Origin of the sequence: Polaribacter sp. Hel1_33_78, from assembly GCF_900106075.1 — a bacterium.
Taxonomy (GTDB): domain Bacteria; phylum Bacteroidota; class Bacteroidia; order Flavobacteriales; family Flavobacteriaceae; genus Polaribacter.
On sequence record NZ_LT629794.1, the window covers coordinates 2,343,652 to 2,364,837 of the forward strand.

Consider the following 21,186-nt stretch of genomic DNA (forward strand, 5'->3'; position numbering starts at 1 on the left):
ATTTCTAGTATCATTATAACAAGTTCCTATGAATAATGTGAAGCCTTAATTAGTGTTTTTGAAAGTTCAGTCATAACTTAAATATAGCTAAAAAAAAATCATCTAAGAAAAAAATTTCCTAGACGATTTTAAACTATATTTATAAATCCCCCAACTTATAAAATAAAATAACTATTTTCTAGTTATGAACCCAAGAAACAATTATTATTGATTTAAAAATTAACTTTTCGTTAAATTACCTTTTTAATTCGATGAAATACATAATACTACGGTTAAACGAAAAATCAAATAGCACTAATAATATCGTATTTTGTAATAATATGATGATTGCCATTTTCTAAATCAACTAAAACAGCATCATTTTCTTTAGTAATCAATTTAGAGATATCTTCTAATTTTGCAGTCTTGTTTACAATTGGGTAGGGTTTCCCCATAATATCTTTAATTGGTTTATCTGCTATATTTTTATCCGCAATAAAATAATGTAACAAAACAGATTCGTCTATAGAGCCTACAAAACCATTACTATCTTTTACCGGAATTTGAGATATTTTAAACGCTTTCATTCGCTCTATTGCATGAGAAACTAATTCTTCCGTTTGTGCAACAATCATTGGTTCTTCTGAATGAGTTTTAATTAAATCTGCAGCAGTTTTAAATTCTTCTTCTATAAAACCTCTTTCACGCATCCAATTATCATTAAACATTTTACCCACATATCTACTTCCGTGATCATGAAATAAAACTACCACAACATCATCTTTTGTAAAGTGTTCTTTTAATTGTAATAATCCTTTTACGGCTGCTCCAGCAGAATTCCCTAAAAACATTCCTTCTTCTTTTGCTAAACGTTGCGTATAAATTGCAGCATCTTTATCGGTTACTTTTGTAAAACCATCAATAACACCAAAATTTACATTTTTAGGTAAAATATCTTCACCAATTCCTTCTGTGATGTAAGGATAAATCTCATTCTCGTCAAAAATACCCGTTTCATGATATTTTTTAAAAACAGAGCCGTAGGTATCTATTCCCCAAATTTTTACAGTTGAACCCGCTTCCCTTGCTTTCATCTTTAAATAACTTCCAACACCAGAAATGGTTCCTCCTGTTCCTACACCAACAACAAAATGAGTTACCTTCCCCTCGGTTTGCTCCCAAATTTCCGGACCTGTACTTAGAAAATGCGCTTTACAATTACTAGGATTATCATATTGATTTACATACCACGAATTCGGAGTTTCTTCTCCTAAACGCTTAGAAACCGAATAATAAGAACGTGCATCATCTGGCTCAACATTTGTGGGACAAACAACAACTTCAGCTCCAACAGCTCTTAAAATATCTATCTTTTCTTTAGACTGTTTGTCTGCCATTACAAATATACATTTGTAGCCTTTTACAATTGCAGCTAAAGCCAATCCCATTCCTGTATTTCCAGAGGTTCCTTCTATAATTGTGCCTCCTGGCTTTAAACGACCATCTGCTTCTGCGTCTTTTATCATTTGCAATGCCATTCTATCTTTTACCGAGTTTCCTGGGTTAAAAGTTTCGTATTTAGAAAGCACCAAACAAGGTAATTCTTTTGTTAAAACATTCAATTTTACTAAGGGAGTGTTCCCAATAGTTTCTAATATATTTTCTGCGTAGTTCATCTCTATAATTTCTGGTGCAAATATAAATTATTTTTAGGGCGTTCCCTAAAGGTCGCGCCCAATTATATCTTTTTCTCATTCCTCGAAAAAGGATGCCATTTTAATCGCTAACGCAGAGTAGCTATAAATCAGCAAATTAAAAATTTAAAAATGTATTATCTCTTTTTTTGATATTTCATGAAGCAATCTTGCAATAAATTTAGAACTAAGCAAACTTAATAGACTTTGAAGGACTTATTTTTGTGATGATAAAAGAAGGAATTATCAACATTAAAAAGCATAAAATTAAAGTACCGATGTTTAATAATAGAATAGCTGTAAATGAAATATAAACCGGCATTGTAGCCACATAGTAGGTCTCTGGATTTAACGTTATTATTTTAAAAAAATGTTGAATACCAATAATTGTTAAACCTATAATGTTACCCCAAAAAAGTCCCTTTAGAATAAGGTAAGTAGCGTTATACAAAAAGATTTTTCTAATACTGGTATTATTGCTTCCCAAAGCTTTTAAAACGCCAATCATTTGCACCCGTTCTAATATTAAAACTAACAAAGCAGTAATCATATTAATACCTGCGATTAGAATCATAATAGCAATAATAAACCAAACATTATTGTCAAAAAGTTGAATCCAATCGAACACGTTTGGATAGGCATCAACAATTGTTTTGCTATTTAAAGTAGCACTAATATTATTGTAAACCTCTTCTCCTTTTTCATCAATTTCATCAAAATCATTTAATAAAACCTCAAAGCCTCCAACTTCATTTTCTGTCCATTTATTTAAATTTTGAACCTCTCTAATGTCGCCAATCATCATGCTTTTATCAAACTGCAAAAAACCTGTATTATAAATTCCAGTAATAATGTATTTTTTATTGGAAGGTAATTTACTGTTTACCGTTTTTATAAACGTGGCTATAATTGTATCGTTTAATTTTAATTGCAAACGATTTATAATTGTTTGTGAAAGCAAAACTTCTCTTGTTCTTGGCTGATTAAAATCTGGAACTCTTCCTTCCACCATGTATTCAGTAAAGAAAGACCAATCATAATCTGTAGAAACCCCTTTAAAAATAATACCTTCAAAATCGGTTTTAGTTCTTAAAATACCCGCTTTATTGGCGAAAATTTGCACATTTTTTATTCCTTTTACATGCTTAAAAGTAGGATAAAAGTCTTGCTCTTTTTTTATAGCTGTTGTAGAAACATCAGAATTATTGGCGTCATAATTTACAATCTGAATATGACCTTTAAATCCAGCCATTTTATCCCGAATTTTATACTGCAGACCTGCACCTGTTGCCACAGCAATTAGCATAATAATAATTCCTAACGCAATTGCTGTGATGGCAATTTTTATTATTGGCGATGAAATGCTATTTTTATACTTTTTGCCAGCAATAATGCGTTTTGCAATGAATAACTCGTAATTCAAATTGATGATTCTTTTTAAACCTTTCAAAAGTACATATTTATTCTTGTTTCTGTTCCTGAATTTTCAGCTGATTTCTTGTGCACAAAAACCTCCAGAAAATAATAAAAACGACCCAAAAAAATCAGCAATTATAAAAACTGGTGCAGAAAGAACTCGTTTATATCTAAACCTTTTAAGAGGTAAGAATGTTGCTATTGTTGCAAACCAAACCTCTATTATAGAAAAAACTAAAAAGAAAAAAACGTTTGTTAGCTTAATCGACAGTTTACTTTCTCTTGGAATAAAAATTAAAAAAGTGTTTGCTCCAGAACACGGCTTTCGTGGAAAAGCAGATGCCGGTGAAACCATTAAAGACGGATTTGATACTAAAACAGGCTTACCAATTATATCCTTATATGGAAAAAACAAAAAACCTTCTGCTGAACAATTGAAAAATATTGATGTGGTAGTTTTTGACATTCAAGATGTAGGAGCGCGTTTTTATACCTATATTTCTTCCTTACATTATGTAATGGAAGCTTGTGCAGAAGTTGGAATTCCGGTTATAATTTTAGACAGACCAAACCCGAATGGGCATTACATTGATGGCCCCGTTTTAGAATTACAACATAAAAGTTTTGTGGGTATGCATAAAGTACCTGTAGTTTATGGAATGACCATTGGTGAATATGGAAAAATGATAAATGGGGAAAAGTGGTTGAAAAAGGGAATTCATTGTAATTTAACTGTCATTCCTTTAGAAAATTACAATCACAAAACAGACTATAGTTTGCCAGTAAAACCATCTCCAAATTTACCGAATGACAAAAGCATCAACTTATACCCTAGTCTATGTTTTTTTGAAGGAACTAATGTTTCTGCAGGAAGAGGAACCGAAATGCAATTCCAAATTTATGGATCACCTTTCTTAGCAAAAAGTGAATTTACATTTATACCCAAACAAAATGAAGGCTCAAAATATCCAAAGTATAAAAACAACCTATGTTTTGGTGAGAATTTGCAAAGCACTAAAAACTTAAATCGACTTAATTTAAATTGGTTACTTAAAGCTTACGAACAAAATTCTTCTGACGAATTTTTTAATAGCTTCTTTACTAAATTAGCAGGAACTACAAAACTGCAAGAACAAATAGAAGGAGGTTTATCTGAAGAACAAATTACAAAAACTTGGAAAGAAGACTTGAAAGCATTTGAAAAAACTAGAAATAAATATTTAATTTATAAATAATACTATTTTCTGATTTTTTTTAGATTATACTCATAAGGTAATCGCTTTTTTAAAGCTTCCACAATATTATAAGTTGCAGGACAAATTGCCGTATTGGCAATTGTTAAGTCTGTAATTTGTATGAATTTACGTCTGTTTGTATGAGGATATTCTGCACACGCTTTTGGGCGAACATGATAGATTGTACAAGAATTATCAGCTTCATCGAAAAAAGAACAAGGTGCCGTTTTTAGCACCATAAAATCATCCTCATCCCTTTCTAAGAACGTGTTAGTGAAATTAGCAACTTTCATTTTTAAATGCTTAGAAATGCGCTCAATATCTTTATCTATAAATATCGGACTTGAAGTTTTACAACAATTTCCACAGTCTAAACAATCCGTTTTTGCGAACTCAGCATCGTGCAAATCTTGCATAACATAATCTAAATTTTTAGGTGTCCTTTTTTTAGATGTGTAAAATATTTTTTATTTTCTTTTCTTGCTTCTTCTGCTAATTTCGGGAGTTGTTGTAACCGTTTTTCCATAGTGCAAAACTACAATTATTCTTGACCAAAAATCATTGAAAAAAACAAATAAAAATATGTAATTTTGCATTTCAATTTTCAAGATTAAATGAACATTCAAAACATCATAGAAACCAAAGTAAAAGAGGGGTTTTTAGCTTTATACAATATAGAAATTCCTTCAGTAGAATTTCAAGCTACCAGAAAAGAATTTGAAGGGGATATTACTGTTGTTGTATTCCCTTTATTGCGCTACAAAAAAGGGAATCCTGTTCAAATTGGTGAAGATTTAGGGAAATATGTTGATGAAAATGTTGATGAAATCACAAACTACAACGTAGTTAAAGGTTTTTTAAACTTAGTTGTTGATGATAGTTTCTACACAAATTTTTTTAATTCAATTTACTCAAATTCTTCGTTTGGTTTGGTTTCGTCTAAACCGAATGATAAAGCCATAATGGTGGAGTATTCATCACCAAACACAAACAAACCTTTACATCTAGGACATGTTCGTAATAATTTACTAGGCTATTCTGTTGCAGAAATCATAAAAGCTGCAGGAAAAAAAGTTTATAAAACTCAAATTATAAACGATAGAGGAATTCATATTTGTAAATCTATGTTGGCTTGGGAAAAATTTGGTAACGGTGAAACTCCAGCATCATCAGGTTTAAAAGGTGATAAATTGGTTGGAAATTACTACGTGAAATTTGACCAAGAATACAAAAAAGAAATCGCGCAGTTAATTACCCAGGGGAAAACTGAGGAAGAAGCTAAAAAAGAAGCGCCACTTTTATTAGAAGCACAGCAAATGTTGCAGCAATGGGAAGCTGGAAACGAACAGGTTGTTTCGCTTTGGAAAACTATGAACTCTTGGGTTTACGAGGGTTTTGAGGTTACTTATAAAAATATGGGTGTAAATTTCGATACTTTATATTATGAAAGTAACACGTATTTATTAGGAAAAGATGTGGTTTCTCAAGGCATCCAAAAAGGTGTTTTCTATAAAAAAGAAGATGGTTCTGTTTGGTGTGATTTAACAGATGATGGTTTAGATGAAAAAATTGTTTTACGTTCAGACGGAACGGCTGTTTACATGACACAAGATATTGGAACTGCAATTCAGCGTGTAAAAGATTTTCCCGATGTTGGAGGAATGGTTTATACTGTGGGTAACGAACAAGATTATCATTTTCAAGTATTATTTTTAATTTTAAAAAAACTAGGTTTTGATTGGTCTAAACAATTGCATCATTTAAGTTATGGCATGGTAGATTTACCTTCTGGAAAAATGAAGTCTAGAGAAGGTACCGTTGTTGATGCTGATGAATTAATGTCTGAAATGACCGAAACAGCCAAAATAATTTCTGAAGAACTAGGTAAATTGGAAGGTTATTCCCAGCAAGAAAAAAACGAACTATATAAAACGATTGGTTTAGGTGCTTTAAAATATTTTATTCTAAAAGTAGACCCTAAAAAAAGAATCTTATTCGACCCGAAATCTTCTGTAGATTTCCAAGGAAACACAGGTCCTTTTATACAATACACCTATGCAAGAATTCAATCTATTATTAGAAAAGCAGCTTTTGATTATTCAAAATCTGTAACTATTGAATTACATGAAAAAGAAAAAGAGTTACTAAAACAATTAGCGTTATATCCTGAAACTATACAACAAGCAGCTACAAATTATTCTCCAGCGATTGTTGCGAATTACACCTATGATTTGGTAAAAGAATTCAATTCTTTTTATCAAAATGTATCCATATTAGGAGAAGAAAATGAAGCTAAAAAAATATTTAGAGTTCAGTTAGCAAAGAAAGTCGCAGATACCATAAAATCAGCATTTTATTTATTAGGAATTGATGTTCCTGAGAGAATGTAAAATAGTTGGAAGTAAAAACAAAAGTTAGTAAATTGCACGAGAAATTGAAAGGACATCCTTTTTAATTATCAGTTTTAGTAAAATTAGAGTAAGAACGAAACTAAAATAATTCTAGAACGCATAAAGTAAAGAAATAAAAGATAAAAAAATATAAGTATGAAATACGACATCATTATCATTGGAAGTGGACCTGGAGGATACGTAACAGGAATTAGAGCTTCTCAACTAGGCTTTAAAGTTGCCATTGTAGAAAAAGAAAATTTAGGTGGAATTTGCTTAAACTGGGGATGTATTCCTACAAAAGCATTGTTAAAATCTGCACAAGTTTATGATTATTTAAAACATGTTGATGATTATGGTTTAAAAGCAGAAGCTATTGATAAAGATTTTGATGCTGTGATTAAAAGAAGTCGTGGTGTTGCAGATGGCATGAGCAAAGGGGTTGCTTTTTTAATGAAGAAAAATAAAATCGATATAATTAACGGTTTTGGAAAAATTAAAACGGGTAAAAAAGTAGATGTTACGTCAGAAAATGGAAAAGTAACTGAATATGCTGCAGACAATATTATTATTGCAACGGGTTCTCGTTCAAGAGAGTTACCAAACTTGCCACAAGATGGTGTAAAAGTAATTGAATATAGGAAAGCAATGACATTACCAAGTCAACCAAAATCTATGATTGTTGTAGGTTCTGGAGCAATTGGAGTTGAATTCGCACATTTCTATAACACTATGGGAACAGAGGTAACTATCGTAGAGTATATGCCCAATTTAGTTCCTGTCGAAGATATTGATATTTCGAAACAATTTGAACGTTCTATAAAAAAAGCTGGAATTAAAGTAATGACAAATTCTTCTGTAGAGTCTGTTGATACTTCTGGCGAAGGTGTTGTGGCCACTGTAAAAACGAAGAAAGGAGAAATAACTTTAAAAGCTGATATTTTATTATCAGCTGTGGGAATTAAATCTAATATTGAAAACCTTGGTTTAGAAGATGTTGGAATTATTGTTGATAGAGATAAAATCTTAGTAAACGATTTTTACCAAACTAATATTCCTGGGTATTATGCTATTGGAGATGTGGTTCCCGGACAAGCTTTAGCGCATGTTGCTTCGGCCGAAGGAATTACTTGTGTAGAAAAATTAGCGGGTTTACATACAGAATCTATTGATTATGGCAATGTACCTGGCTGTACTTATGCAACTCCAGAAATTGCCTCTGTTGGCATGACAGAAGCAAAAGCAAAGGAAGCTGGATATGAATTAAAAGTTGGTAAATTCCCCTTTTCTGCATCAGGAAAAGCAAAAGCAGCAGGAACTCCTGATGGTTTTGTAAAGGTGATTTTTGATGCAAAATACGGAGAATGGTTAGGTTGCCATATGATTGGTGCTGGCGTTACAGATATGATTGCAGAAGCAGTATTAGGACGTAAATTAGAAACAACTGGTCATGAAGTGTTAAAGACAATTCACCCACACCCAACAATGAGCGAAGCCGTTATGGAAGCAGTTGCTGATGCCTACAACGAAGTCATTCACCTATAAAATACGCGGTTATACAGAAAAAAAGATACATTTGATATTTTTTTTTATTACTTTCGTATAAATAGACACGAGAAGCCCTCACTTGGTCAAATTAGTATAAAAACAAGCTTTTACAAATGAGTATTGTTGAATGGTTTCTTTCTTTTGTCTTTAAGATAAAGACTTACCCTCTAATAATACAAATGACAATTGTATTAACATTGGGTTTTATAATTTCAACAATTGTTTTAGTAATAACAATTTATGTAATTAGGAGAAATTATAATAGAATTCAAAAGAAACTTAAAAAGAATGTTCCTGAAATAAAGACTTTGTTTGAAGAAGTATTATTTTTCGATAAGAAATTCTCAGAGAAAGAAATATTTGATAAGTTTGAAAATATTGTAGGAGAAGTAAATAAGGAAACTATAGATATTGGTATTGGTATTTTAATAGAATTTAAGAATAAAGAAAAAAAATCAGAAAAATATCCTTTAATAATAGATGCATTAAATATTGTAGGACATTTAGAGAAAAAATTTGATTCTCGATCGAATAGTGAAAAAATGAATGCCTTTCAAGAAGCTTTCGTTTTAAATTTAAATAAATTCGATGCTAAAATACTGGTCTATGCCTACAGTAAAAATAAAAGGATTAGAAGAGAGGCACGAAATTCATATCTAGCTTTAAGTATGAATGATCCATATCGTTTTTTTGATGAGATTGAAGGTTCCCTTTCAAAATGGGATGAGATTGAATTAATGCAATATCTTAAACTTCAAAATAAAAGAGGGAACTTAGAGGGTTTAGGGAAGTGGATAAATTATTCTAAAAATGACTCTTTAGTGGTTTTTTTAATAAAAATGGTTGGTTTTTTTAAGCAAAAAGGTATCGATGAAATTTTATTAGAAAAATTAGACGATACAAATGCTGAAGTGAGAGCAGAAGCTATATTAACTTTAGGAGCATTACAGATCAAAGATACAGAGCAAACACTTATTGACAGATATTATACAGAACCAGAAATTTGTCAAGTAGCAATCGTAAAAACAATAAGAAAATTTAATACTGGTAAATCTTTAAAATTTTTACAAGAAATATTTCATGAATCAAATAACACAGATACAAAAAAGATTATTGCTGAAGGAATTCTAAATTATAGTTATGAAGGAAAAATAGCTTTTCAAAATTTAAAGAATTCATTGAAAGATTTCGATCTTACAATTTTAAACCATGTTGAAACCCCTCTAATTAAGTTTAAATAAATATGTTTGAAATTTTCGTAAAAGTTTATGAATATTTTATTTTCTTCTATGCTACTGCATTAATTTTTAGCTACCTTATTTTAGCTGTATTTTCATATATATCCATCACAAAATATAAAAACTATAATACAGATATTGATGATGAAGAGTTATTAAGTTCAAAATTAGCTCCTGGTATTTCAGTAATTGCACCTGCATATAATGAAGAAAAAACAATTATTATAAATGTAAAATCTCTATTAACCCTAAACTATCCTCTTTTTGAGGTAATTATTGTAAATGATGGTAGTAAAGATAAAACCCTAGATCTTTTAATTGAAGAATTTGATTTGGTTGAAGCTCCTTTTGCCTATGTTGAAAAAATTAAAACTCAACCCTACAAGAGAACTTTTAAATCTCAAAACCCTAAGTATGAAATTTTAACCGTCATTGATAAAGAAAATGGTGGCACAAAAGCAGATGCCTTTAATGCGGGATTAAATGCATCAGTATTTCCATATTACTTAAACACAGATGTAGATTGTATTCTTGCTAGAAATACACTAACTAAAATGATTAAACCCATTTTAAACTCTAAGGTAACTGTAATTGCTGTTGGCGCCACTTTAAGAATGTCTAATAATTGTGAAATTGAAGAAGGTATTATTACACGTGTAAGACCTCCAAAAGCATTAATACCACGTTTTCAAGAACTAGAATATATTAGATCTTACCTTCTAGGAAAAATGGGGTGGGAATTGATCAATTCGGTACCAAATGTATCTGGTGGATTAGGTATGTTTAATAAAGAGATTGCTATTAAAGCAGGTGGTTATGGTGCAGATTCTCATGCTGAAGATATGGATATGCTAACAAGGATGGCTGCTTACATGATGAATAATAAAATGGAATATAAAATTGGATATATTCCTCTTTCTTGCTGTTGGACAGAGGGTCCTCCTAATATTAAAATATTACGTGCCCAACGCAAAAGATGGGCCAGTGGGTTAGCCCAAATGTTTTATGATCATAGAAAAATTCTATTTAACCCAAGTTATAAAAGATTAGGGTTAATAACGTTTCCTTACATCTTCCTTTTTGAGTTTTTGGCACCAATTATTGAAACTTTTGGTCTTATTTTTGCAGTTTTCTTAATTATTACAGGTTATGTAAATTGGAACTTTGCTCCTTTAGTTTTTGTATACTCTTATACTTTTGCGATTATGATTTCGTCTATAGTAATTATTTGGGATCAAATGACTTTCAAGTATTACAATACAACTAGAGAAGTTTTAACGTTATTTATTACCGCTTTTTTAGAACCCCTTTTTTATCATTGGATGATTATGTTGTTTTCTATTGAAGGATATTTTAGTTATTTTACCTCAGGAGAGCTTGCTTGGGGAACCATGACTAGACAAGGTTTTGATACCGCTGAAGAGAGAAAAGAAGAAAAGAAGAAAAATAAAGACAACATAAATGATGGAAATAACCCGAATAACAATAAAAAAGAAAACAAATCTAGTATTTTCGAAAATTTAAATATGAAAAAAGAAACAGATGATTTTAAACCTTTTAAAACATAAAATAACTAAAGTTATTCGTTATGAAAACAAATAAGTTTATTTACATTTTTGTTGCAATTGTTTTATCGCAATTAAATATGGCTGCTCAAGTTTATAATTCTTCGGATTTATACTTTAAAGAAGCAAAAAATGATATTGCAAATAAAAATTTCACCAAAGCTGCAAAAATGAGCTGGAGAGGTTTAAAAATATCTCCGAACGACTTAGATTTAAAAACTCTTTTAGGAAAAGCCAACCTAGAATTAGGTAGATACGATACTGCAAGATATGTTTTAAAGCAAGTTTATTTAAAAAACAGAAAAAATATTGATATCTTAAAGTATTTGGTGAACATAGAACAAGCAACCAATAGATACTCCGATGCAATATGTTTTGTAAATGAATTATTAGAAATCACACCATACGCTCGAGGTTGGTGGATGCGAAAAATCACCATCTATAAAGAAATGGGGAACTTTGAAGAAGCCGAGAGGGCCTTACAAAGACTATATCAACTATACCCAAATGACACAGAAATAAAAGAACAATTTAATTATATTAGACTTGATGACGCTAGTGAAGCTTTTAAAGAGAAAAACTACGATAATGCCAATGAAATTTACAAAACAATCATAGATGAAAACCCATCTAATAAAGAGGCATATTTGGGTATTATTAGAAATGAATTGTTAAAAGGAAATCCTGATGCTGCACTGCAATACACCAATAGATCTTTATTAGAGATGCCCAATGATAGAGAATTAATAGAAAAAAAGATTGGCTTATTAGAAGAACTAGGAAGACATGCACAAGCAATTTCTTACATAAAAGAGAAAGTAGATAAAAATGCATTTAAAGACATCCATTCTAGAACTTTGCCATATTTATTGCAACAATCAGCAGGATTTAATGAATATAATGATGCCTACGAAGTAAATAAAAAGTTAGTTGAATTAAATGGTAATTCAGAGTCTCAAGACTATGTCATAAAAAATTCTTTAGGGAAAGGTTATGATTTAGATGCTGAATATTTTATAAAGAAGGCGATCAAGAAAAATCCGAATAATAAAAAATTATTAATTCAAGAAATGGAGCTTTACAAACCTATAAAAGACAAAGAAAGGTTTGAAAAAAAGGTATTAGAAAATCATGAAAAATTCCCAAATGATACTGATATTACATTTCAGTATAACAAAATAATGTATGACAGAGCAAAAGTACATGTAACCAATAAACAATACGATCTTGCTCTTCCCATTTTTACTGAATTAGCTTCATCTCCAGATTTCATAAAAGAATCTGAACAACAAATTTTTGGCATCTTTTTAGCATTAGAAAGATATGATGAAGCCACAGATCAAATAGATAAATTAATAGGTTTAGATTCTGAAAATCCAGATCATTTATTACGAAAATCTACACTTTATCAAAAAATGGAGCTCTTTGATGATGCTTTAAATATTACAAGAGATCTTGAACAAAAATACCCGTTAAGCTTAAAATATCCATCAGTTTATGTTAGTCAAGTAGAAGCCTATGCTACTTTTTTAATGAAAGAACAAAGATATCGTAAAGTATTACCCGTACTGGAAGATGGATTAACAAGAGAAAACAACAATAAGCGTTTATTAGACATGGCTATCAATGCCTCATCTGCCATTCCTGATTACCCAAAAGGCATTAATTATAGTTTAAGTGCCTTAAGTTTTTATCCTAAAAACAAAAATTTTAAGCTAAAACTAACCGACTTATACACTCAAAATAAAGAATTTGATAAAGCTTTAACTATTTTAGATACGCTAAAAAAAACGTATGTGTATGATCGAAAAATTAAAAATGCTGAAGCAGAAATTTTATTTTTTAGAGCTAGAAATCAAGAAGAAAGGGGTTTAGTCGATGAGGCGCTAACTAATTATGACTCTGCATATGCATTAAACCCGAAGGATGAAGGTTCTTTAATGAGAATGATTAATTTACATATTAATCAAAAACCTTATGATGAATCTTTAGAATTCATTAATAAAAAGATTAAAAAAAGTCCTAATGATAATTTCTTAAAATATAAAAAAGGAGTTGTTTTTGAAATGCAACAGAAGTTTGATTCTGCCTACTATTATCAAAAGTTTCGAAAAATAGATAATCCATACGAACAAATTGAATGGAATACGACTTTAGAGACCATTAAAGCAGAGAACCTAAAGAATGAAATAGCGGTTAGCTATTTAAACGCCACCTCTGATTCTGTAGCCTATAATACTTCTTTAGCAAGCATTAATTACAGCAGAATTGATGGAAAAAACACCTATGGCGCAGATATGAATTATGCGGCCAGAAGGTCTGGAGTTGGTGTTCAAATAGGCGTAAACCTTGCAAGGATTTTTAATGAAACCCTTTATGGAGACGCCGGTATTTTATTGGGTTCGAAATTCTTTCCAAAATTTAAATTGTATGCAAATGCCTATAAAGGTCTAAATAACGGATATGAAGCTCAAGTTGGAATAAGTTATGATAGATTGCAGAATGATCAAAATTATTTTACCTTAAAATTAGGAGTCGCGAGAACTTGGGAAGATATTTGGGTAAATGCTAGATTGTCTTTAATGAACACTAGTCCTACATTTTTTGAAAGAGATCCCGATTCTGGTGAAATTCTTACTGAACCCGGCCCTACTGATCCTGATGGTAACGCTACTATACAAAACAAGACCTACTCAGAAAGTCTTTTTTATACTAATTTCATGGTACAAGCAAGAATAAATGTGAATGCTAGGAAAGATTATTTTTCCATTATTGCCTCTGGTGGTAGTGCACCCTTTGACCAACAATTAGAATTTCAATCAAATACCTTTTTAAATTTCACAAACGTAATGATAGGTGCTGGTTATAAGTATAATATGACACCAAGAACAGCAATATTGGTAGATGGAACTTGGATTAATTTTCAAAGTAACCAAAACACAATCTTTAATAATACCGATAACACTATTGAGGTTTTCAACGCTGTATATACAAACCAATATAATTTATCTTTTACGCTTATTACTCATTTTTAATACAATGAAGATAAAGCCACTCTGAATGAATTTAAAAAAGTATATATCTATTGGAATGTTTTTTTTGAGTCTTTTTTCTTGTGCTCAAAAGAATGTAATCTTATACTCTCAAAAACAAAAAATATATCCTAAAATAAACATTCCTTTGTCTGCAGATATTCTTGTGAGTAATGCTGCAAATGAATTTAATAATAATTTTAGAAGTATTACAGGACAGTATTTAAATATTGAGCGAAGTAATAATTTAAATAAGAATTATACTTATATAATTTTACGAGTAAACCCTCCTCAAAAAGAGAGTTATTGTTTGTATAAGAAAGATAGAAACATTACTATTCAAGCAACAACTCCAGCAAATTTAGTTTTTGGGTTGAATGCTTTTTTCAAAAAATACACGAGTTTAAATTTTAAAGAAAAAAATAAAAAAGGAAAAGAAAACAAAGGTAGAATAGAACTTAGCATTCCGAATAGATTTAGCAGTTGTTCTTCTCCAGACTTTGAATACAGGGAACCTTACTTCTCTCCTAATTTTAATCCTGATTTTAGAGCTTGGAACAAAACTAATTATTTAGAATTAGAATGGGGAATTTGGGGGCACAACATTTCTAAGATTGTTAAAGAATATAATTTACCACAATCAATTTATGCCAAAGTAGGTAAAAGAAGAGTTGAAAGTCAATATTGTTTTACAAGCGATAGCTTATTTAAATATATCAATGAAAAAGTGAAAATTATTTATGATAGTGATCATGCGCTTGACAAATACATGATTCTACCAAATGATAATAGCATTGTTTGTACATGCGCTTCTTGTAAAGCTGTCGGAAATACAACCAAAGATGCCGCTCCTGCTGTCTTTACCTTTTTAAATAAGCTAGCAAAAAATCATAAAAAGTCATCATTTTTCACAGCTTCGTATTTTACCGTTAAGAAAATTCCACAATTTAAGGCAGAAAAGAATGTGGGACTATTTTATAGTACCATAGATATTCAAAAAGGTATACCTATAGAAGATACTCAATATATAGAAAACTTTGAGGAAGCTATTAAACGATGGAAAAATTATTTAGAAAAAATATATATTTGGGATTATGCTGTTAATTTTGATAATTATTTTGATATTTACCCTTCTTTAAAAGTTACTCAGAAAAACTTAAAACTATATAAAAAGTTAGGTGTTAAAGGCGTTTTCTTGCATGGTAGTGAATATCAATATAGCACATTTCAAGATTTAAAATCAAACATATTTTCCAAACTTTTATGGAATACTGATATTAATGTAGATCAGGCAATCTATACGTATTTTCACGAAAAATTTCCAAATAAATTGGCGAGTGCCTTAACCGATTATTATTCATTTATAACCGATTCTTTTTTTATCAATAAAGAAGAATTAGCTATTTATAGTGGTATTAACAAAACCGTCAAAAAATATTTAAATCCAAAAGTCTTCTTTAGTTTTTACGATGAATTCGACTCGAATACTGAAAGAAATAAGTATGATATAGACTTTCGAAAGATTGCAACTGCTCTTACTTTTTTAAAATTAGAAGTGATGAGAGTTTATGGAATAGGCACATACGGCTTTGCGACTATCAATAATAATGAAGAAATAATTGTAAAAAACGAAGCTGGAATAATGCTAGATAAATTAAAAAGTTTTAGCAAATCTGTTAATATAAAAACATATAATGAATTAAAATATCCAATAGATGATTACATTAAAAGTTGGAAAGAGACTATTTATAAATATCATAAAAGAAAGCATTATTTCTATAAAAAACCCTTTGAAATTTTATCAAATTTAGATGAAGATTACACCAATATATCGGTTTTAAATAATGGCACTTTTGGTTTCAAAGATTACAACACCAATTGGCATATTTGCTCGATAGATAATTTAACTTTAAAAATTGAAAAAAAACATATTAAAGGATCAAAAAAAATTACGTTCTCTTTTTTACAAGATACAAAGCATGCTATTTATTACCCTAGTGTAATTGAAATATTAGACACAAATTATAATTTAATAAAAAAATTAAATCCATTGGTAGATAAAACAGATTTGGCTACAAAAGAAATGTCAATTAATCTGCCCTCAAAATTTGATGATGAACAATTACCAGATACTTTTATCGTTAAAATTAGTAGAAGTAATGTTGCTGGAAAAAATGCTTTAGCTTGTGATGAAATCATATTTAATTAAAAAAGTTTAAATTTACATTAATGAAAAATATATATTTTCTTTTATTAATATCCATAATTTCTTTTTCTTGTGATTTAAGAAAACCAAGTATAGAGAACGTGGAAAGAACTAAAATGGAAATTATAAATCCAGATCGTCATTACTACCCAATATTGCGTGGATCAGAATTAACAGCAGTATATGAAATTTACAACAGAGGTAACCAACCTTTAATTATTTATGATGTTCAAGCGTCTTGCGGCTGTATAGAAATAGATTTCCCTTCAGCCTCTATTGGTAAAGATGAAATTGGCTTTATTACCGTGGACTATGATAGTTCTAAAAATATCGGTTATGTAGAATTTTATATTACCATTGTTGCAAATACAGAAAAAGATATCTTTAGTTCTGTGAAATTCGATGTAAGTGTAGTTACATCTGCACATTACACAAAAGATTACGAAGAAATATATCTAGAAAGAAGAAAAGCCAAATTAGCTGGATCCGTAGATGGAGATCTTACGCAGCAAGGATATTATATAGATGACATTCAAACGGTCAGATAATAGTGTTAATTTTAAAAAAAAAAAATGAAAGAAAAATATCAAAATGTTCTAGACTTAGGTCAAGAATTAGAAATTAAAAATGGCAATGTAAAAGAGGTAGATGGAATTTTACATGTTGCTGGAACCGCAAAAAATCAGTACGAAAAAAATTTAATTTGGGATAAAATAAAAGAAATTGGTGGTGATAATCCGACCGATATAATTGCAGATATTTCTGTTGAAGACACAACAATATTTGCAAATCACACGGTAAAAAGTGGAGATACGCTGGGTAAAATTGCTAAAAATTACTATGGTAATGCCATGAAATATACAGCTATTTTTGATGCGAATAGAAATATATTAAAAAACCCAGATGTAATTCATCCGGGTCAAGAATTGGTGATTCCAAATCTTTAAAATAAAAAAAGAATACTTTAAAACCGAAACAAATCGTTTCGGTTTTTTTATTTTTGAAAAAATTATAAATTGTGATCAACAATAAAAAAGACTACTTTACAGAAATTTTAAAAGCACTTATAAAACTCATAATTGCAGGTATTTTAATTGGTACCTTAAAAAAATATGATTTGATTATTGCTATTCTGTTATTTCTGAAAATTGTACACAATATTTATAAAGAAATTATAAAGCCTAAGAAAAATAAGAATTGGATACTTTTAATTGGTATGCTGCTTACTGGTTTTGGTGGAATTGTTGGCGAAACTTGGGGAGTAACGAATGGTTATTGGGAATATCATGAAGTTACAAGAGCGTTGCCCTTGTGGTTGCCATTTGCGTGGATGCTTGCTTTTCATTATTTGTATAAATTAGAAAGAAATTTAATTCCTCTTTTATCAAAACAAACACAAAAAAATAAAATAATTTTAGCAATTATTTTAGCCTTAATACTGCCTGCTTTTGGTGAAGTCATTACTATTTATTTAGGTGTTTGGACGTATTATTGGCCTTATCAAATTTTTGGAGTTCCTTTATATGCTTTTATATGTTTAGTCTTTGTGCATATGTTGGTATATACCATTTTACATTTTGTATGCAAAAAGCATAAAATAAAGGACATAGTTTTTAACTAAGTGGTATTTATATCATATAAAATGACCAACGAATAAACCAATTATCGTAAGGTCTTCAAGAATATTGTTTTCTATTTTTCGAAGTTAAAAGTAAAATTAAAATCTCCAACAAACAATTCTCGTAACTTTGTTTCCTTGATTCATATTAATTACCTTAAACTCTTCTGCACCTAATTTCTTAGATGAATTTTGTAAACTTTCTATATTTTCCTTTTTAGAAACCAAACTTGTGAACCATTTACTTTTATTAGAAAATAGTGAACTTTCATATAAATAATTATGTAAAAAGACCTTTTCTCCACCTTTATACCACAATTCATTATTGTTTCCAGAGAAATTTCTAACCGCATTATTCCCTAAATTTCTTGATTTTCTTCTATTTGCACCCCGCGCCTCTTCAGCAGATTTGTAAAAAGGAGGATTACACATCGTAGCAGAAAAAAAATCGTCTTCTTCTAAAATTCCTTTTAAAATTTGTTGTTCATCAAATTGCTGCCGAAGCTTAATATTAGCATCTAAATTATTATCATCAATAATATCTTGTGCAGAGTCTAAAGAGTCTAAATCAATATCGGTGGCAATAAAATTCCAATTAAATTCTGCAACACCTAATAAAGGATAAATACAAGTTGCCCCAGTCCCTATATCTAAAATTTTTATATCTTTTTCTTCTGAAAGCAAATCTGATAAATGATGAATATAGTCTAATCGCCCGGGAATTGGCGGACATAAGTTTTCATCAGAGAAATTCCAAAGATTCAGTTTATCATAAGAAAACAATAATGCTTTATTGAGTTCTTTTACTGCATTTGGATTTGAAAAATCAATACTTATAGAACCAAATTTATTTTCTAAAACAAACTCTTTCAATAACGGATTTTCAACAATTAAAGCATCAAAATCATAACCTTTGTTAAACTTATTTTTTGGATGTAAACCTTTTTCTTTCATTATAATTCTATTATTGTAAACTCTAATTGTAAAGATATTAAAGCACCTTTCATTGCTTTTAAAAATGATGAACCATACTCCAAATAATATTCAGAAAAATTACGTTGACGTTCTTCTAAACTTTGGTTTGGTAAAAGTTCATTCTGCAGTGCTGTTATTCTATTAACTAAATCCTTTTGTCTTCTTTTTTCAGCCTTCCATAAACGCTTTTCTAAATTTTCTAGACCTTTAACCTGTTTTCTCTCTTGCGCATTTACAGCATTCAAAAAAGAAACATCCGTTTTTTCAGCAACCTCCTTTAGTTCTGAAAATTGATTTCTCAAAAACTGAATTTTCTCAGTAAATTCAATTTTTATTTTTGAATTTACTCTGACCTTTTTAGATAATAAGTCATGCTGATTTAAAAACATTTCTTCAAATGAAATATTTAGTTTTTCCAATTTTTTTGATTGTTTTTCTGAGACAACTTGCACAGAATTTCGCAGTAGCAAAATAGGAAAAGGAATCTTTACTTTCTCAAAATATGTTTTTAATTCAAACCAATATGCCATTTCTCCTCCTCCACCAATATAACATAGATTAGGCAAAATCACTTCTTGATACAAAGGTCTCATAATTACATTTGGAGAAAATGCCGTTGGATTTTTATCAACTTCTTCTAAAATTTCAGCTCTCGAAAAAATGATATCAGTATTATTTACTTTATATACATCGTCTTCAAAAACAATACGTTCTCTAAATTCATTCCCTAAATAAAATAAGTTAATTTCTCTCGGATTTACCTGAATTTTGTAATTCCTTTCCAATTCTAGAATCGTTTCGGAAACTTCCTTAAATGAAGTATTATTTTGTAATTCTTCCTTTACAAAAGGATTAAATAAGTGTTTTAATTTAGCATCGTCTCCATCAATAATTACTAAACCATATTCTTTAAATAATTCATTCGCAATAAAACGAGTTGCATCTGATAAATTATTATGCTTTAAATATCCTTCAGAAAAAAGATTTTTTAAGTATTTCGCATTTTTAGAATTTCCTAAATGATTAGAAAACACTTCAAAAACATCCTCTAATCCATCCGTAGAAAAACGTCCTACTGCACCTCCATCTTTACGATTCCAAGTTACTTTTTTTCCACCAAAATTAAAATAATTGATTTCGTCGAAATCATGATCTTCTGATGCCATCCAATATATGGGAACAAAATTTTGGTCAGAAAATTTTTCTGATAATTCTTCACATAAATTAATAGTAGAAATAATTTTATAAAGAAAATATAAGGGACCTGTAAATAAATTTAATTGATGACCAGTTGAAATTGTGTACGTATTTTGTTGTTTTAACAATTCAATGTTTTCAGAGGTCTTTTCTGAAATTTTAAAAGATGCATATTGTTTTTGCAAAGCATCAACCAATGTTAATCTTGTTTGTAAGCTGTATGATTTTTGCTTTTCTTCAATTTGATTATGAAATCCAGAAATATCAGGGAAATTGTTGTAGAATGGTTTTATGTTTTCGTTTTTCTCTAAATAATGATGCATCATTTTTGAGAAAAAACCGGTCTTTTGAAAAGGAATTTGTGTTGTTTTCATTTTAACTTTTTCTTTGAAATAACGCATAAATATAAGGCCTTTCATTACCAGAAGGATTTATAAATGTATAGTTAAAACTTTTTTTAAGCACAAAATCATTTCCTAATTCATTCTCCAACATTTTCACATTATACCTTTTCAGTGGCAAGCCACAGCATTTTTCAGCTCCATTTTTTGCAAAAACAGAAATAATAACAAATCCTTCAGGTTTTACAACCTTCTTTAATAATTTAAAATAGGAAATTATTTGCTCTTTTTCTAAAAAAAAATGTAAAACAGCTCTATCATTCCATAAGTCAATATTTTGTAATTCATTCAATTTTGACGGATTCAATAAATCATCAACAATAAATTTAATCTTATTATTTTTTTGATACTTATTCTTTAATAATTTTAATGATTCATCTGATAAATCATTCGCTATAATATCAGAAAATCCTTGTTCTAATAAATTATCAACTAAAATTGAAGAGCCGGATCCTACATTTAAAATTGTAGCATTTTTAGGCAATCTTGTTTCTTTGATTAATGATAACGTTGGTAATGATTTTTCTTCATACCAACCCAAATTTTCTCTATTATTAATAAGATAAGCAGTATTCCAATGCTCCTTATAGTTGATGGTTGCTTCTGTGATTTTACAATCACTATCGTTTATTGCCATGTATCAAAAATACTAAATTTTGATGGCACTTTGTTACCTCAAATTTAATCTAACA

Annotated in this window: 15 protein-coding genes and 1 pseudogene; 10 read left to right on the forward strand and 6 right to left on the reverse strand. The window is 29.6% G+C overall.

The genetic code is table 11. The features are described 5' to 3' along the window. Positions 1-284: 284 nt before the first annotated feature. Both BLT88_RS10135 and BLT88_RS10140 read right to left on the reverse strand, forming a co-directional pair. Positions 285-1,655, reverse strand: coding sequence for a pyridoxal-phosphate dependent enzyme (locus tag BLT88_RS10135; RefSeq protein ID WP_091954594.1), 1,371 nt, complete (start codon positions 1,653-1,655; stop codon positions 285-287). A 205-nt stretch (positions 1,656-1,860) separates the two neighbouring features. Next, positions 1,861-3,096 (reverse strand): ABC transporter permease, encoded by a 1,236-nt coding sequence (locus BLT88_RS10140; protein ID WP_091955761.1) that lies wholly within the window; start codon positions 3,094-3,096, stop codon positions 1,861-1,863. Positions 3,097-3,100: 4 nt separating this feature from the next. Here BLT88_RS10140 and BLT88_RS10145 point away from each other — a divergent pair, with 4 nt between their 5' ends. Next, the gene (locus BLT88_RS10145; RefSeq protein ID WP_091954595.1) at positions 3,101-4,324 is read left to right on the forward strand and encodes an exo-beta-N-acetylmuramidase NamZ domain-containing protein; all 1,224 of its coding nucleotides are present in this window, start codon (positions 3,101-3,103) and stop codon (positions 4,322-4,324) included. A 2-nt stretch (positions 4,325-4,326) separates the two neighbouring features. On the opposite strand, the pseudogene BLT88_RS10150 reads toward BLT88_RS10145, so the two are convergent. Then, positions 4,327-4,850: pseudogene (locus BLT88_RS10150) on the reverse strand (YkgJ family cysteine cluster protein). 88 nt (positions 4,851-4,938) lie between these two features. On the opposite strand from BLT88_RS10150, the gene argS reads away from it, so the two are divergent. From argS to BLT88_RS10195, 9 genes are all read left to right on the forward strand, one after another. Continuing rightward, a complete protein-coding gene (gene argS, locus BLT88_RS10155; RefSeq protein WP_091954597.1) occupies positions 4,939-6,714 on the forward strand; it encodes an arginine--tRNA ligase in 1,776 nt (591 codons plus the stop codon). A gap of 156 nt (positions 6,715-6,870) precedes the next feature. After that, the gene (gene lpdA / locus BLT88_RS10160; RefSeq protein ID WP_091954598.1) at positions 6,871-8,259 is read left to right on the forward strand and encodes a dihydrolipoyl dehydrogenase; all 1,389 of its coding nucleotides are present in this window, start codon (positions 6,871-6,873) and stop codon (positions 8,257-8,259) included. A 182-nt stretch (positions 8,260-8,441) separates the two neighbouring features. Next, a complete protein-coding gene (locus BLT88_RS10165; RefSeq protein ID WP_091954600.1) occupies positions 8,442-9,503 on the forward strand; it encodes a HEAT repeat domain-containing protein in 1,062 nt (353 codons plus the stop codon). A 2-nt stretch (positions 9,504-9,505) separates the two neighbouring features. Then, positions 9,506-11,068: a glycosyltransferase gene (locus BLT88_RS10170; RefSeq protein ID WP_091954601.1), complete on the forward strand. Its 1,563-nt coding sequence runs from the start codon at positions 9,506-9,508 to the stop codon at positions 11,066-11,068. Positions 11,069-11,088: 20 nt separating this feature from the next. Beyond that, positions 11,089-14,100: a tetratricopeptide repeat protein gene (locus BLT88_RS10175; protein ID WP_091954603.1), complete on the forward strand. Its 3,012-nt coding sequence runs from the start codon at positions 11,089-11,091 to the stop codon at positions 14,098-14,100. A 25-nt stretch (positions 14,101-14,125) separates the two neighbouring features. After that, positions 14,126-16,306, forward strand: coding sequence for a DUF4838 domain-containing protein (locus tag BLT88_RS10180; RefSeq protein ID WP_091954604.1), 2,181 nt, complete (start codon positions 14,126-14,128; stop codon positions 16,304-16,306). A gap of 20 nt (positions 16,307-16,326) precedes the next feature. Then, on the forward strand, positions 16,327-16,851 hold the full coding sequence (locus tag BLT88_RS10185; protein ID WP_091954606.1) for a DUF1573 domain-containing protein: 525 nt from the start codon (positions 16,327-16,329) through the stop codon (positions 16,849-16,851). 24 nt (positions 16,852-16,875) lie between these two features. Next, a complete protein-coding gene (locus BLT88_RS10190) occupies positions 16,876-17,250 on the forward strand; it encodes a LysM peptidoglycan-binding domain-containing protein (RefSeq protein ID WP_091954607.1) in 375 nt (124 codons plus the stop codon). A gap of 71 nt (positions 17,251-17,321) precedes the next feature. Next, complete coding sequence (locus tag BLT88_RS10195) at positions 17,322-17,924, forward strand: hypothetical protein (protein ID WP_091954609.1); 603 nt, start codon at positions 17,322-17,324, stop codon at positions 17,922-17,924. Positions 17,925-18,020: 96 nt separating this feature from the next. Here the strand turns inward: BLT88_RS10195 and rlmF are convergent, their stop codons facing one another. Genes rlmF through BLT88_RS10210 form a run of 3 tightly spaced genes read right to left on the reverse strand, consistent with a single transcriptional unit; the run spans position 18,021 to position 21,131 of the window. Then, on the reverse strand, positions 18,021-18,875 hold the full coding sequence (gene rlmF, locus BLT88_RS10200) for a 23S rRNA (adenine(1618)-N(6))-methyltransferase RlmF (protein ID WP_091954610.1): 855 nt from the start codon (positions 18,873-18,875) through the stop codon (positions 18,021-18,023). Then, a complete protein-coding gene (bshC, locus tag BLT88_RS10205) occupies positions 18,875-20,467 on the reverse strand; it encodes a bacillithiol biosynthesis cysteine-adding enzyme BshC (RefSeq protein WP_091955762.1) in 1,593 nt (530 codons plus the stop codon). Before bshC ends, rlmF begins: the two co-directional genes overlap by 1 nt. A gap of 1 nt (position 20,468) precedes the next feature. Beyond that, positions 20,469-21,131 (reverse strand): class I SAM-dependent methyltransferase, encoded by a 663-nt coding sequence (locus BLT88_RS10210; protein WP_091954612.1) that lies wholly within the window; start codon positions 21,129-21,131, stop codon positions 20,469-20,471. Positions 21,132-21,186: the final 55 nt, after the last annotated feature.